Annotated in this window: 11 protein-coding genes and 1 other RNA gene; 9 read left to right on the top strand and 3 right to left on the bottom strand. The window is 68.1% G+C overall.

Features of this window, described 5'->3' with window-relative positions; genetic code table 11:
- Nucleotides 1–10: 10 nt before the first annotated feature.
- Nucleotides 11–901: an oxygen-dependent tRNA uridine(34) hydroxylase TrhO gene (gene trhO, locus FM104_RS00785; protein WP_087129538.1), complete on the top strand. Its 891-nt coding sequence runs from the start codon at nucleotides 11–13 to the stop codon at nucleotides 899–901.
- 8 nt (nucleotides 902–909) lie between these two features.
- Here the strand turns inward: trhO and FM104_RS00780 are convergent, their stop codons facing one another.
- From FM104_RS00780 to FM104_RS00770, 3 genes are read right to left on the bottom strand one after another with little or no spacing between them, the layout of a single operon-like run.
- Nucleotides 910–3,222 carry a transglutaminase family protein gene (locus tag FM104_RS00780; RefSeq protein WP_087129537.1) on the bottom strand — a complete coding sequence of 771 codons (2,313 nt, stop codon included), beginning with the start codon at nucleotides 3,220–3,222 and terminating at the stop codon, nucleotides 910–912.
- Nucleotides 3,215–4,399 carry a DUF58 domain-containing protein gene (locus tag FM104_RS00775; RefSeq protein ID WP_087129536.1) on the bottom strand — a complete coding sequence of 395 codons (1,185 nt, stop codon included), beginning with the start codon at nucleotides 4,397–4,399 and terminating at the stop codon, nucleotides 3,215–3,217. The genes FM104_RS00780 and FM104_RS00775 overlap by 8 nt, the downstream gene beginning before the upstream one ends.
- Before the next feature lie 24 nt (nucleotides 4,400–4,423).
- The gene (locus FM104_RS00770; RefSeq protein ID WP_087129535.1) at nucleotides 4,424–5,404 is read right to left on the bottom strand and encodes an AAA family ATPase; all 981 of its coding nucleotides are present in this window, start codon (nucleotides 5,402–5,404) and stop codon (nucleotides 4,424–4,426) included.
- Nucleotides 5,405–5,509: 105 nt separating this feature from the next.
- On the opposite strand from FM104_RS00770, the gene ffs reads away from it, so the two are divergent.
- From ffs to FM104_RS00730, 8 genes are all read left to right on the top strand, one after another.
- An RNA gene (gene ffs, locus FM104_RS00765) (signal recognition particle sRNA small type) lies at nucleotides 5,510–5,606 on the top strand.
- A 64-nt stretch (nucleotides 5,607–5,670) separates the two neighbouring features.
- Entirely contained in the window at nucleotides 5,671–6,270 is a 600-nt protein-coding gene (locus FM104_RS00760) for a rhomboid family intramembrane serine protease (protein WP_087129534.1), read from the top strand.
- On the top strand, nucleotides 6,267–6,902 hold the full coding sequence (locus FM104_RS00755; RefSeq protein WP_256971443.1) for a hypothetical protein: 636 nt from the start codon (nucleotides 6,267–6,269) through the stop codon (nucleotides 6,900–6,902). Before FM104_RS00760 ends, FM104_RS00755 begins: the two co-directional genes overlap by 4 nt.
- A 50-nt stretch (nucleotides 6,903–6,952) precedes the next feature.
- A complete protein-coding gene (pta, locus tag FM104_RS00750; protein WP_087129532.1) occupies nucleotides 6,953–9,058 on the top strand; it encodes a phosphate acetyltransferase in 2,106 nt (701 codons plus the stop codon).
- A 106-nt stretch (nucleotides 9,059–9,164) separates the two neighbouring features.
- Nucleotides 9,165–10,388, top strand: coding sequence for an acetate/propionate family kinase (locus tag FM104_RS00745; RefSeq protein ID WP_087129531.1), 1,224 nt, complete (start codon nucleotides 9,165–9,167; stop codon nucleotides 10,386–10,388).
- Between the two features lie 70 nt (nucleotides 10,389–10,458).
- Complete coding sequence (locus tag FM104_RS00740) at nucleotides 10,459–11,205, top strand: HAD family hydrolase (protein WP_087129530.1); 747 nt, start codon at nucleotides 10,459–10,461, stop codon at nucleotides 11,203–11,205.
- 21 nt (nucleotides 11,206–11,226) lie between these two features.
- Nucleotides 11,227–13,737 (top strand): glycoside hydrolase family 65 protein, encoded by a 2,511-nt coding sequence (locus FM104_RS00735; protein WP_087129529.1) that lies wholly within the window; start codon nucleotides 11,227–11,229, stop codon nucleotides 13,735–13,737.
- A gap of 9 nt (nucleotides 13,738–13,746) precedes the next feature.
- Complete coding sequence (locus FM104_RS00730; protein ID WP_087129528.1) at nucleotides 13,747–14,817, top strand: DUF2207 domain-containing protein; 1,071 nt, start codon at nucleotides 13,747–13,749, stop codon at nucleotides 14,815–14,817.
- Nucleotides 14,818–14,868 lie beyond the last annotated feature (51 nt).

Genomic DNA, 14,868 nt, shown 5'->3' with positions numbered 1-14,868 from the left:
CAATCGCTAGGTGCCCACCCCCAAGATCGTGCTGTTCTACGCCTTCGCGCCGCTCGCCGACCCCGAGGCGATCCGGCTGTGGCAGCGCGACCTCGGCGAGGCGCTGAAATTGCGTGGACGGGTCATCATCTCGAAGGACGGCGTCAACGGCACGCTCGGCGGCGACCTGCCGGCGCTCAAGAAGTGGCTCCGACGCTTCCGGGAGTACCCGGCTTTCAAGAACGCCGACATCAAATGGAGCGAGGGGACCGGGCTGGATGCTGACGGGCTGAGCCAGGACTTCCCCAAGCTCAGCGTGAAGGTTCGCGACGAGATCGTGTCCTTCGGGGCTCCGGGCGAACTCGTTGTCGATGAGCATGGTGTCGTCGGCGGTGGCGCGCGGCTGGATCCCGATCAGCTGCACACGCTGATGGCCGAGCGCGGCGACGAGGTCGTCTTCTTCGATGGGCGCAACGCGCTGGAGGCCGAGATCGGCCGCTTCCGCGGAGCGATCGTGCCCGACACCGAGACGACCCGCGACTTCGTCGAGCTGCTCGATTCCGGTGTCTACGACGATCTCAAGGGCAAGCCGGTGGTGACGTACTGCACCGGCGGCATCCGCTGCGAGGTGCTGTCGAGCCTGATGGTCTCGCGCGGCTTCGGCGAGGTCTATCAGCTCGAAGGCGGCATCGTCCGCTACGGCGAGAAGTACGGCGACGACGGGCTGTGGGACGGCTCGCTCTACGTCTTCGACAAGCGCGGCTCGATCGACTTCAGCGACCACGCCGCGGTGATCGGCGAATGCGCCGGATGCGGCTCAGCCACCAACCGCACCGCCAACTGCCCCGACCCGTCGTGCCGACACCAGTTCGTCGTGTGCGAGACCTGCGACGCGGTGCCGTGCGCGGAGCACACCGCGTAACAGTTGGATCAGGGGCGGCGACGGAACAGCGACGCGGGCAGCACCCGTGCCAGCACGCGCTGGAGGCGGTCGGAGCGTGCCGCGAGCTGAGTGAGCACGACGCGCAGGGGAGTGGCGAGATCTCCGGCATCCGCCGCCGACTTCGCGTAGCTGCGGTGTTCGACGGCATCCACCAGCACGCTCAGCGCGGCGGGGGCCGCACCCCGCCGCACGAGAGCATCCGCCCGTGTGCGTGCCGTCTGCGCGTCGTCGACGCCGAGGCCCAGGTCCGCCATGCTGTCGGTCAGCTCGCGCCAGGCCGCCATCGCGTCTCCTGCGTGCGCTCGCCGCATGCGCCGCATCCGCCGCAGCTCGCGCACCAGCGCGGGCAGCAGCAGGAGAAGCAGGATGCCGAATGCCACGAGCACCACCGGCGTCGGGTCAAGCCGCTGCAGGGCCTGCCCGCCGCCATCCGCGTCAAGACGGGGGTCGACCTCCGACGTCGGAGCGGCTGATGGCCCCGCGGAGGGGGCGATCGTCGGCGTCGGAGCGTCCGGACCATCACCGCTGCCGCCCGTCGATTCGGCGACGAAGTCGGTCGGCTCGCCGAGTGTCGCAGTCGGCTCGAATGGCACCCAGCCGATGCCGTCGAAGTACACCTCCGGCCACGAGTGCAGCTGGTCGCTGCTCACCGAGTACACGGTGTCGTCGCCGCGCTTCTCATCGGTCGAGGTGCCAGGCAGGTAGCCGACGACGATCCGCACCGGCATGTCCAGTGCCTGCGCCATCAGGGCGAAGGCACCGGCGAAGTGGATGCAGTATCCGGTGCGCTTGTCGAGGAACGTGGCGACAGCTTCGGCCCCCGTGCCGTCGAACCCCTCCTCGACCGGCGCATCGAGCGAATAGCTGAAGTCGCTGCGGAACCAGTTCTGCAGCGCGAGAAGCCGGTCGTAGTCGGTGTTCGCATCGGCGGTGACTTCGCGAGCAAGCTGCGCGACCACCGGGGGCACGCCGTTCGGCAGGGCCATCACCGGCTGGCCGCTGGCAGATGTGGCGCGAATCTGCTCGAGTGTGGGCGATGCGGTCGCCGTCTTCACCGTGTAGTCGGCTCCGGCGGCATCCGCTGTGCGGCTGATGGCTGTGCGGCTCAGCGGCACTGCCGACCAATCGCCATCGACGCCGCTGATGGACTCCGCGGCGTACGGCAGCGGCAGCCGATCGCTCGAGACGCCGAGCACCCGAATCGACACATCTTGTTCCACGGTCTTGATGGACGCTGCCCAGTCGAGGTCGCCGAAGCCATCGCGCAGCGGAACCTGGTCAGAGCGATCCGGCCGCCAGACGTCTCCGTCGAACCGGGACAGGGTCGCGATGCGCAGATAGGGGGGAGTGGCGGCGGAAGTCACCAGCGTCAGCGCTTCGATGCCCTCGGGGCGACGCAGATCATCGCCCAGTCGCAGGTTCGCATTGACGGTGAGCATGGGGCCATTGCCAGGCAGGGGCGACGACAGGGGCAGCGCGGGCGCAGCGACCAGCGTGATCAGGATCGCGACGATGCCGGTGCCGCCGGCCAGCAGGAAAGAAGCGTCGCGCGGCGCCTGCGGATCGCGGCGCGTGCCGTGCCGCAGCACCACGAGGATCATCACCGCCTGCATCAGGAACCACGCGATGTTCACCGAGCTGAACGAGATCAGCATCGGCACGGCACCCACCACCGAGGTGAGCAGCACTGCGAGCAGCACCATCCGACGTGCGAGAAGGTGATCGACGATGATCGCGACGACGGCGAACGCCAGGCCCAGCGCCGTCGCCAGCGGAAGCGATGCCGCCACCGGCGCGACGCCGTTGGCGATCTCGTCGACGCTCTGCGCGAGCCGCAGCTCGATGAGTCGGAGAGATGTCGGCGTCGGGATCAGCCCCAGAAGCGCGGTCTCGCTGGCCAGCAGAGACGTGCACGCGGCGGTCGCCGCGATCAGCTGCAGAACCAGCGTCGCCAGATGCCGGATGCTGCCGCGCAGCCGCGCGAACAGCAGACGACCGATGATGCCCGCGACAGCCACGACGCAGATGACGACCACCACCACGAAGGACCACACGCCAGCGGTGATGACAGCCGTATACGGCCACATCGCCACCAGGGTCGCCACGGCGGCGAGCAGGCTCGGTGCCAGCACGCCGGAGGGGCGCTGCCCGAAACCATCCGCGCGGCCTGCGCCGTCTGCGCGACCCACGCCGTCGAACCGGTCGCGTCTGCCGGAATGGCTGCCATCGCGCGGGCGGGCATCCCCACCCCCAGGGGTGTCGTCCGTATCGTGCTCGAACAGCGCCAGCAGGTCAGACATGAGGCGCCTTCGCGAGCGGAAGCGCGTCTTCCCACGCGGCGGCGAGACCGGCAGCCGATGGCAGGGGGGCGGTGCTCCAGCCGTGGGCGGATGCCGTCGCCAGAGCACCTGGCTCAGCGGCGGCGGCGAACAGCATGGGGGCTGCTGCGCCGCAGGTGCTCAGCTTCTCGGCATCCGCTTCATCGAGCACGCCGGTGATCAGGACGAGTGGGCCGGGTGGCGTGCTGCCCACGACGGTGCGCAGGTCGCGTGATTCTCCGCGCGGGGTGACGGTCGACAGCGCGACCATCATGCCGTCGCGGTCGTCTTCGTGCCCGCGCAGCGCGCCGAGCAGGTTGCCGGCGCTGTCGACGACGTCGACGCTGTACCCGTCCTGCACGAATCGCAGCGCGGCCGAGGCGCACAGCGACACCGCCGCTTCGAAGGCGGGGTCGATGTCGTCTCCTGGCCGCGCCCACCGCGACGCCGACCGGTCGAGGACGACGACCGCGTCGGGGCTGGACTCCTCTTCCTCCTGCCGCACCATCAGATCGCCGCGATGCGCGGTGGCGCGCCAGTGGATGCGGCGGCGCGAGTCGCCCGACATGTAGGGGCGCGGAGTGAGGTTGTCGGTGCCCTGGCCGAGTCGACTGGAACGCGTCTGTGCGGAGCCGCCTGCCGCGCCCACCTTCGTCGGCAGCGAAGCGAGTGAGAAGATCTGCGGCACGACGGTGATCGTGCGGGTCTCGCCGAAGGCCTGCTCGCGCTGGGCGAGGCCGAACGGGTCGGTGGTGCGCAGCACGAGCGGGCCCAGCGTCGACAGGCCGCGTCGCACCCCTTCGAGGTCGTAGCGCAGCAGCATCCGGTCGCCCAGGTAGTCGCCGGCGGCGTCGCCGCGCACGGCGTCGGGCAGGATGTCGCGCCAGATGCCATTCGGGATGCCGGGGGATCGCAGATCGAACCGCATGCTCACGCCCGAGGTCTCGCCGACCGACATCAGGTCGGTGGAGATCACGCGCGACACCTCGCCGCGACGGCGGGGGATGTGCACGACGAGCATCGACACCAGCACCAGCACGATCAGCAGCACGCCGATGTAGAGCAGGGGGCGCGCCGAGAGCAGACTGGCGGCGATGGCCAGCAGGATGCCGCTCAGCAGACATCCCCATCCGCGGGCGGTCAGTGGTCGGCGCTTCATGGTGCGGGTCTCTGGGTCAGGGCTTCAGACACGTGCGCCGGCGAACGGCACGGGCACGCGAGCGATGATCTGCTTCAGTGCTGCCTCCACCGGCTGCGCACCCGCTCGATGCACGCCACGTGCGGCGAGGAGGCGGTGCGCGAACACTGGAATGACGAGGTCGGCGAGATCGTCGGGCACGATGAACTCCCGGCCATCGAGGGCCGCGTGCACCTTCGCCGCGCGCACCAGCTGCAGCGTGGCGCGCGGGCTGGCACCGAGGTGCAGGTTCGGGTCCATGCGGGTCGCCTGGGCGAGGGCCACGGCGTACTCCTCCAGCGACTCGGCGACGTGCACGCGGCGCGCCCAGGCGATGAGTCGACGCACGGCAGCGGCATCTGTGACCGGTGCGACGGCATCGAGCGGGCTGGACATCTCGCGCTGGCGCAGCATGAGCGCTTCAGCGGCAGCATCCGGATACCCCATCGAGATGCGCATCATGAACCGGTCGCGCTGCGCCTCGGGCAGCGGGTAGGTGCCTTCCATCTCGAGCGGGTTCTGGGTGGCGACGACCAGGAACGGCTCGGGCAGTCGGTGCGTGGAGCCGTCGACGGTGACCTGCTGCTCTTCCATCGCCTCGAGCAGAGCCGACTGGGTCTTGGGAGATGCGCGGTTGATCTCATCGGCGATGACGATGTGCGCGAAGATCGCCCCTCGTTTGAACTCGAATTCGCGGCCGACCGGGTCGTACACGGCGACACCGGTGACATCGCCGGGCAGCAGGTCGGGGGTGAACTGGATGCGGCGCACCGTGGCGTCCACGCTGGCCGCGAGTGCGCGGGCGAGCATTGTCTTGCCGACACCGGGAACGTCTTCGATGAGCAGGTGGCCCTCGGCGAGTAGGCAGGTCAGGGCGCTGCGCACAGCATCGGGCTTGCCATCGATCACAGAGGAGACGGACGCGATGATGCGGGAGGTCTGCTCAGCGAAGTCTTCGGCGGTGATCGATGGTGCGTTCTCGGGCATGCGGGCCTCTCCTGGGCGACAGGGCGTCTGTTGATCGTAACGCGCTCTGCGGACGTGGGTCTCTGCTCCTGTCGAGGGGCCCCCGAACGTTCGGGTAGACTGTTCGACGGCTCTCCGCGTGACGACACCCAGGCCAATTCCCCCAGGACGGAAACGTAGCAAGGGTAACCGGGCTCTGTCGGGTGCGCGGAGGGTCTTTTCTCTGCCTTCGGCAGGATGCTCGGCACGATGCCCAGCATCCGCGACGGGGAGCCTGCGAGGATCGAATGGTGACTGCACCCACAGCGTCCTACGCGCCTTCGCGACTGTCGCGTTTCCTCGCGCCGGTGGTGATGCTCGCGCTGATGTGGGCGATTCAGATCGCGGATGCCGTGCTGCCGGGCTCGTTCACCGGCTGGGGTCTTCGCTCCTGGGATCTCGGCAGTCTGCAGGGCTTCGTCCTGGGACCGCTGCTGCATGCGAACTGGCCGCACCTCATCGCCAATTCGGTGCCGTTCCTCGTGCTCGGCTGCCTGGTCGCCGTCGAGGGTGCGAAGCGATTCTGGATCGTGACGGCGGTCGCCGCACTGGTCGGCGGCCTCGGCACGTGGTTCTTCAACACGCCCGGCACTCTCACGGTGGGCGCTTCGGTACTCGTCTTCGGTTACTTCGGGTACGTGCTGCTGCGCGTCATCGCGCCAGGCCGCGTTGCCCACCGCATCGCGTACGCCGCGATCGCCGTCATCGTCATCGTGGTCTACGGCGCCTCGATGCTCACCGGCATCTTCGGCGCGGGCCCGGGAGTGTCCTGGCAGGCGCACCTGTTCGGTGCCATCGGCGGCGGACTCATGGCGCTCCGGGGTCGGCCAGTGGGGCGGTCCTCGTGAGTGAGCGCCGGGTTCGTGCGGCTGCGGCGCGACGACGTGCGCGCCGTCGGCGCGAGCGCAGGCGGATGCTGCGGGTGATCGCCATCACGGCATCCGTCGCGATGGCAGCATCCGTTGCTCTCGTCGGTCTTGGGATGCTGACATCGCGCCCAGCCGGCACCTTCTGCGTCGAAGAGCCGCAGACCTTCCCCGCGCTGGGAATCAACGGCTGGCGCGGCGATCAGCTGGAGAACGCGGCCGTGATCATCCACACGGCTGAGAGCATGGGCTTCGACCGCGATGGACAGATCATCGGCGTGATGGCCGCGATGGGCGAGAGCTCGCTGCGCAACATCGAGCACGGCGACTGGGAGACCAGCCGCGTCACCAACCCCGACGGCACCCGCACGACCAGCATCGGGCTGTTCCAGCAGCAGGACTGGTGGGGAACGGCCGAGGAGCGGATGGAACCGGCCACCGCGACGGCGAAGTTCTATTCGCGGCTCGCGCGTATTCACGACTGGCAGCAGCTGGCCCCGTCGCACGCCATCAACCGCGTGCAGATCAATTCCGATCGCGAGCACTATGCGCGATTCGAATACGACGCGACGGCCGTCGTCGACACGCTCGGTGGGGCGTGCGACGACTCTTGACGGGCTCGATGCTTGATCTCGTCGAACGGGCACGTCGCTAGGCTGGACTCGTGGCACGCAGCATCTACATCACCTCCGCCGAGGGGCACACCGGAAAGTCCACTATCGCGCTGGGTGTGCTCGACGCCTTGATGCGCGTCTCGCCACGCGTCGGGGTGTTCCGGCCCGTCGCCCGCTCGACGGAGGAACGCGACTTCGTGCTGGAGCTGCTGCTCGCACACGATGGCGTGCACCTCGACTACGACGACTGCATCGGCGTGACCTACGACGACGTGCGACGCAATCCCGACGCGGCCCTCGGCACCATCGTGTCGCGCTTCAAAGCGGTCGAAGCCCAGTGCGACGCCGTCATCGTGATCGGCAGCGACTACACCGACGTCGCCAGCCCTGCCGAACTCGGCTACAACGCGCGCATCGCGGCGAACCTCGGCGTGCCCGTGCTTCTTGTGCTCTCCGGCCGCGACCAGCAGAACCAGGCCGAGCAGCTGGGCACCACCACGGCGCGCACGCCCGCGCAGATCGAGCAGATGGCCGCTCTCGCCTTCGCCGAGCTCGCCCAAGAGCGCGCCGGGCTGTTCGCCGTGATCGTCAACCGTGCCGAACCCGATGCGCTCGCCGAGATCGTCGAACGCGTCGAAGACGGGCGCACCCCGGTCTGGGCGATCCCCGAAGACCGCTCGCTGGTGGCGCCGTCGATGCGCGGCATCCGCAAGGCAGTCGATGGAAGGCTCGTGCGAGGCGGCGAAGAGCTGCTCGACCGCGAGGCCTACAGCATCGTCATCGCCGGCATGTCGATGGTGAACGTGCTGCCGCGCCTCACCGAGAGCGCTGTCGTCGTCATCGCCGCCGATCGCACCGAGACACTGCTGGCGACCTTGCTCGCCGCAGCATCCGGCACTTTCCCCGACCTCGCCGGCATCGTGCTGAACGGACCCTTCGAACTGCCAGACCCGATCCTGCAGCTCATCGACGGCTTCGAACTCGGCATCCCGATCATCGCCACCGACCTCGGCACCTACGACACCGCCGTGCGCATCATGAACACCCGCGGACGAGTGAGCATCGAATCCGGCCCGCGGTACCAGAGTGCGCTCGCGCTCTTCCAGAAGCACGTCGATATCGCTGAGCTCACCATCGAGATGGGCCTGGCGCAGTCGACCGTGATCACCCCGCTCATGTTCGAATACGGGCTCGTCGAGCGGGCGCGCCAGCAGCGCAAGCGCATCGTGCTTCCCGAGGGCGGCGATGACCGCATCCTGCGCGCAGCATCCATCCTGCTCGCCCGCGGCGTCGCCGATCTCACGATCCTCGGCGACGAGACCGAGATCCGCGCCCGAGCGGCATCACTCGGACTGGAGATCGCCGACGCGCAGATCATCAGCACGAGCGACCCCGCTCTCGTCGAGCGCTTCGCCGCCGAATATGCGCGCCTTCGGGCACACAAGGGCATCACCGTGCAGCAGGCGGCCGACACGGTCACCGACGTGTCGTACTTCGGCACGATGATGGTGCATCTCGGTCTCGCCGACGGGATGGTGTCGGGAGCCGCGCACACTACTGCGCACACGATCCGGCCATCGTTCGAGATCATCAAGACCAAGCCAGGCGTGGAGGTCGTCTCGAGCGTGTTCCTGATGGCGCTCGCCGACCGCGTGCTCGTGTACGGCGACTGCGCGGTGATCCCCGATCCCAGCAGCATCCAACTCGCCGACATCGCCATCTCCTCCGCCGCCACCGCCCGCCAGTTCGGCATCGACCCGCGCGTGGCCATGCTGTCGTATTCGACGGGGGAGTCGGGCACGGGCGCCGACGTCGACAAGGTGCGCGAGGCGACGGCCCTGGTGCGCTCGCGCGAACCGGGGCTTCCCCTCGAGGGCCCCATCCAGTACGACGCGGCAGCCGATGCCGCCGTGGCGAAGGCGAAGCTGCCCGATTCGACTGTCGCCGGGCGCGCGACGGTCTTCGTCTTCCCCGACCTCAATACCGGCAACAACACGTATAAGGCCGTGCAGCGCTCAGCCGGCGCGGTCGCGATCGGTCCGGTGCTGCAGGGGCTGAACAAGCCCATCAACGACCTCAGCCGCGGTGCGCTGGTCGAAGACATCGTCAACACGGTCGCCATCACGGCGATCCAGGCGCAGGGCGGCACCGCATGAGCATCTTCCCTCCCCACCCGTCTATATGGCGCAAAGTCTGCTTTGCGGGGCTGAATTTCGATACTTTGCGCCACATAGACGGGTGCGAGCGGAGGAGGAAGGGCGCATGAGTGCCGTTCTGGTGATCAACAGCGGGTCGTCGTCGCTGAAGTACAGCCTGCTCGACGTGGCGAATGAGGTCGAGCTCGCCAGTGGTCTCATCGAGCGCATCGGACAGGCGACCGGCACGGTCGGGCACACAGTGCACACGGTGGCCGTGCCCGGCGAACCGACGCCGACCGTGCTGCAGGTGCGGCATTCGGATGAGCGCCCCATCGCCGATCACGACGAGGCGTTCGCGGTCATGCTGCAGCAGTTCGCCGATCATGGCCCCTCGCTCGATGAGCATCCGCCGGTCGCGGTCGGCCACCGCGTCGTGCACGGCGGCGCGCGCTTCTATGAGCCGACCGTGATCACGTCGCTCGTCGAGATCAACATCGAAGATCTGATCGTGCTCGCGCCGCTGCACAATCCGGCCAACCTGGCCGGCATCCGCGCCGCGAAAGCCGCCTTCCCAGACATGCCCCACGTGGCCGTCTTCGACACCGCTTTCCACCAGAGTCTGCCGCCAGCGGCCTACACGTACGCGATCGATGCGGATACGGCGCGCGAGCACCGCATCCGCCGTTACGGGTTCCACGGCACCAGCCACAAATACGTGTCCGAAGCCGCCGCGGCATTCCTCGGCCGGCCGACCAGCGAACTGCGCCAGCTGGTCTTCCACCTCGGCAACGGCGCCTCGGTCACCGCCGTCGACGGCGGGCGGTCCGTCGAGACGTCGATGGGCTTCACGCCGCTGGAGGGGCTGGTGATGGGCACCCGCTCCGGCGACCTCGATCCGGCGATCCTCATCCACCTCGAGCGCCGCACCGACCTCGACGCTCACGGCCTGGACGACCTGCTCAACAAGCGCAGCGGTCTGCTCGGTCTCGCGGGCCGTGGTGACATGCGCGACATTCTTGCGGGCCGCGCAGAAGGAGACTCCGCGGCGACTCTCGCCTACGACGTCTACATCCATCGGCTGCGCGCCTACGCCGGTGCCTACATCGCGCAGCTCGGGGGAGTGGATGTGTTCTCCTTCACCGCGGGCGTCGGCGAGAACGCCGCTGATGTGCGCGCGGATGCCGTTGCCACGCTCGGATTCCTCGGCGTGCAGATCGACCTGCAGCGCAATGCCGAGCGGAGCTCCAGCATCCGACGCATCTCCACCGACGATTCGGCCGTCGACGTGCTCGTCGTGCCCACCGACGAGGAACTCGAGATCGCGCGGCAGACGCTCAGCGCGATCTGAGCATCCGACCCTCGGAACCTGCGCCGGAGTTCACTACGCTGGATCGTGCACGCTCGACTCAGGAGGTTACGTGTCCACCCCTCATCTTCCCGATCTGCACAGCGCACCCGGCGTGCTGTTCGACCTCGACGGCGTGCTCACGCCGACGGCCGAGGTGCACATGCACGCCTGGCAGCGCGTGTTCGACGAGGTCTTCGAACGCTGGGGCATCGAGCCCGCCTACACGGATGCTGACTACTATGCCTACGTCGACGGCAAGAAGCGCTACGACGGCGTCGCGAGTCTGCTGCGCAGCCGCAACGTCGAGATCCCCTGGGGGCACGTCGATGACGCGCCAGAGGCAGAGACGGTCTGCGGTGTCGGCAACCGCAAGAACCAGGCTTTCGCGGTGTCGCTTCGCAGCGATGGCATCGCCCCGTATCCTGGTTCGCTCGCGCTGCTGGAGAGCCTGAGCGCGGCATCCGTGCCGATGGGCGTCGTGTCGAGCTCGAAGAACGCCGAGGAGGTGCTGGGGAGCGCCGGGATCCGCGATTTTTTCCGGATCGTCGTCGACGGCGTCGTCGCCGAACGCGATCAGCTGTCATCGAAACCCGCCCCCGACATGTTCCTCGAGGGTGCGCGGATGCTGGGAGTCGCCCCCGCTGACGCGATCGCGGTGGAGGATGCTGTCGCCGGCGTCGCCTCGGCGGCAGCAGCCGGCTACGGCACCGTCGTCGGCGTCGATCGAGGTGCCGGAGAGGCCGCGCTTCGCGCCGCCGGCGCAACGTGTATCGTCGATGATCTTGCCCATTTGCTTCCGGGCGAAACCACCCGCTGAAAAACCCGGCACCGGAGAACCATGATCGATCGCGAACGCTACCCCGTCGACCCCTGGCGGCTCATCGAGACCCGCTACGAGGAAGACGGTGTCTCGGAGACCATCTTCTCGGTCGGAAACGGCTATCTGGGGCTGCGCGGAAACCATATCGAGGGCCGCGGAGCACACGAGCACGGCACCTTCATCAACGGATTGCATGAGACCTGGCCGATCCGTCACGCCGAGCAGGCGTACGGCTTCGCCGAGGTCGGTCAGACGATCGTGAACGCGCCGGATGCCAAGGTGATGCGCGTCTACGTCGATGACGAGCCGCTGTCGTTCGACGAGACCGAGATTCTCGAGTACTCGCGCGTGCTGGACATGCGCACCGGCGTGCTGGAGCGCACGGTGGTGTGGCTGACGCCCTCGGGCAAGCGTGTGCGGATGTGCGATGAGCGCATCGTGAGCTTCGACGAGCGCCACCTCGCGGTGCTGCGCCTCGAGGTGACGGTCGAGAATTCGGATGCTCCGGTCACGATCGACAGCCAGTTGCTGAATCGCCAGGATGGTGCCGGCATCTACGCGGGCGACCCGATGGCCTCGAAAACGGAGGGCAGGGCGAAGAAGTCGGCCAAGGGCGGCTTCGACCCGCGCAAGGCGGAGAAGATCACCGCGCGGGTGCTGGAGCCAGTGGAGTACTGGCACGACGACCTGCGCGCCGCACTGTCGTACCGGGTCACCGACTCGGGCATGACGGTCGCCGTCGTCGCCGACCACATCATCGAGACCGAGAACGACTACAGCGCGCGATCGCTCGTCGAGCCCGACATCGCGAAGAACGTCTTCCGGGTGCAGGCGAAGGCCGGGGTGCCGATCCGCATCAGCAAGATCGTCAGCTATCACAGCTCGCGGGGCGTGCCGCCGCGCGAGCTGGTCGACCGCTGCCGTCGCTCGCTGGATCGCGTGGGCGTCGAGGGTGTGGATGCCCTGTTCGAGGCGCAGTCGAAGTGGCTGACGGCGTTCTGGAAGCGGTCGGATGTGCGCATCGCCGAGCAGGACGAACTGCAGCAGGCGACTCGCTGGTGCCTGCTCCAGCTCGCACAGGCGGCAGCGCGTGCCGATGGCACCGGCGTGCCGGCCAAGGGATTGACCGGATCCGGCTACAGCGGACACTACTTCTGGGACACCGAGATCTACGTGCTGCCGTTCCTCACCTACACGACACCGTTGTGGGCGAAGAACGCGCTGCGCGCCCGAGTGCTCATGCTGCCTGCGGCCCGCCGTCGCGCGGCGCAGCTGAACGAGGCCGGGGCGCTGTTCCCCTGGCGCACGATCAACGGCGAAGAGGCATCCGCGTACTACGCCGCGGGCACCGCGCAGTTCCACATCAACGCCGACGTCAGCTTCGCGCTCGGCAAGTATGTGCGGGCGACCGGCGATGTGGACTTCCTGCACCGCGGCGGCGCCGATATCGCCGTCGAGACGGCGCGCCTGTGGGCCACGCTGGGCTTCTGGCGCGGGACGAACGGCACGAGCGCGTTCCACATCCACGGCGTCACCGGACCGGACGAGTACACGACAGTTGTCAACGACAACCTGTTCACGAACGTGATGGCGCGCTTCAACCTTCGCTTCGCCGCACGCATCGTGGGCGAGATGGCCGAGACCGAACCCGATGCGTATCGGGCTCTCGTCGAGCGGACCGGACTGGATGCCGGTGAGCGCGAGGCGTGGGAGCGCGCCGCCGAGGCGATCCACATCCCCTACAGCGACGCGCTCGGCATCCACCCGCAGGACGCGTTCTTCCTCGAGCGCGAGGTCTGGGATCTTGAGGACACCCCGGCTGACAAGCATCCGCTGCTATTGCACTATCACCCGCTGGTGATCTACCGGTTCCAGGTGCTCAAGCAGGCCGATGTCGTGCTGGCGCTGTTCCTGCAGGGCAACCACTTCACAGCCGAGGAGAAGCTTGCAGACTTCGACTATTATGACCCGCTGACCACAGGAGATTCGACGCTGTCTGCGGTCGTGCAGTCGATCATGGCGGCAGAAGTCGGCTATCAGGATCTTGCGCAGAAGTACTTCCGGCAGGCGCTGTTCGTCGACCTCGGCGACCTGCACCACAACGCGTCCGACGGTGTGCACGTGGCATCCGCGGGCGGGGTGTGGACGACTCTGGTGAGCGGCTTCGGCGGCATGCGCGACCACCTGGGCGAGCTGAGCTTCGATCCGCGGCTGCCGGCGGACTGGCCCGAGCTCGCCTACCCGCTGCAGTGGCAGGGGTCGGAGTTGTACATCACTCTCACGCTTGATGCGATGCGCGTCGAGGTGATGACCGGCGAGCCGGTCGAGTTCACCGTGCGTGGAAACGCGCATCGTGCGGCGACCGGCGAGCCTGCGGTCATCGTGCTCGCTGATCAGGGGCCGCTGCGGCGTGGCCGCCCGACGCTGCGTCAGTTCGAGGATGCCCGCCGTGAAGACGGCACGCTGATGTCGCCGACGGTACCCGTGACCACGACGACCTTCCCCATCATCGGAAGCTACGAGGACTGACTCGCTCTCATGCTGACGGTGATGATCGTGCTGGGGCTTCTTCCCGCCCTGGCGGTTCTCACGCTGGCGGTTCTCGCGCGGGTGCGCCCTGCGCAGAAAGTGTCGTCGCCGGGGCCGCGGTTCGCCGCGGCTGACGGAGCGACCGTGGTTGACGATGCCCTGCTGCTGGATGCCGACGGCAAGGCGCCCACCGCGGTGCTGATCGACCTTGCGATTCGGCGCAAGATCAATCTGCTCGTGGGTGAGGCGACAGGTCAAGGGGAGGGCGTGAGCAAGGCCCGCATCGGAATCGAGGTGGCTGATGGCGCTGTGTTCACCGCGGCTGAGGCCGGGGTGCTGGAGGCGCTGTTCCCCGCGGGGCGTGCACCGGGAGCCGTGCGCCGGTTCTCGTCCGACGGGCGTCAGCAGCGCCGCACGCTGCGCGAGGTCTTCGCCGATGCGGAGAAGACGCTGGCGGATGCTGGCCTGATCGTGCAGGGGAGGGCCGTGTGGCCCGTTGTTCTGCTCAGAGTCTTCGGCGGGATCGGCATTGCCGTGACCTTCTTGATGTTCATCGTCGCGCTCAGCGTCGACGACGGGCGCGGCGACGCGCTGGCTTTTTGTGCAGCGTTTCTCGCGATGCTCATCGTGATCGCCGGAGTCAGCACCGTGCCGCATCCCTGGCGCCGTTTCCGCGCGGCAGCACAGCCGCTGCGCGCGCACCTGGCCGGCATGCGGGAATATATCGCGCTGGCCGAGACGGATTCGCTGAATTTCGTGCAGTCGACGGAGGGCGCGCTGCTGCGCTCGGACGTGTCGGCCGATGCGCGGGAACTGCACTTGCAGCGCTACCTGCTGAACGAGCGGCTGCTGCCCTACGCGGTGCTGTTCGGTCTGGAGAAGTCGTGGGTAGAGGTGCTCAAGGCCGAATCGGTGCAGGTGGGTTCACTCATCGATGCGGTCGATGCCACGGTGGCCGTTCTCGAGGTGATCGAGATCGTCGGGGGCGTAGCCGAGATCGCGTCGGCGGTCGGTGACCTGGTCGATACGTCGGGCAACATCATCGGCGGAATCGGCGAGGCGCTGGACGTGTTCTCGTGATGAGCGGGCACCGGGCTGACCGCAGTGTCGGCGGCACGCCGTAGGCTGGAC

Origin of the sequence: Microbacterium esteraromaticum (assembly GCF_900163815.1) — a bacterium.
GTDB classification, from domain to species: domain Bacteria; phylum Actinomycetota; class Actinomycetes; order Actinomycetales; family Microbacteriaceae; genus Microbacterium; species Microbacterium esteraromaticum_B.
This window is presented reverse-complemented; position numbering and strand designations above follow the sequence as displayed.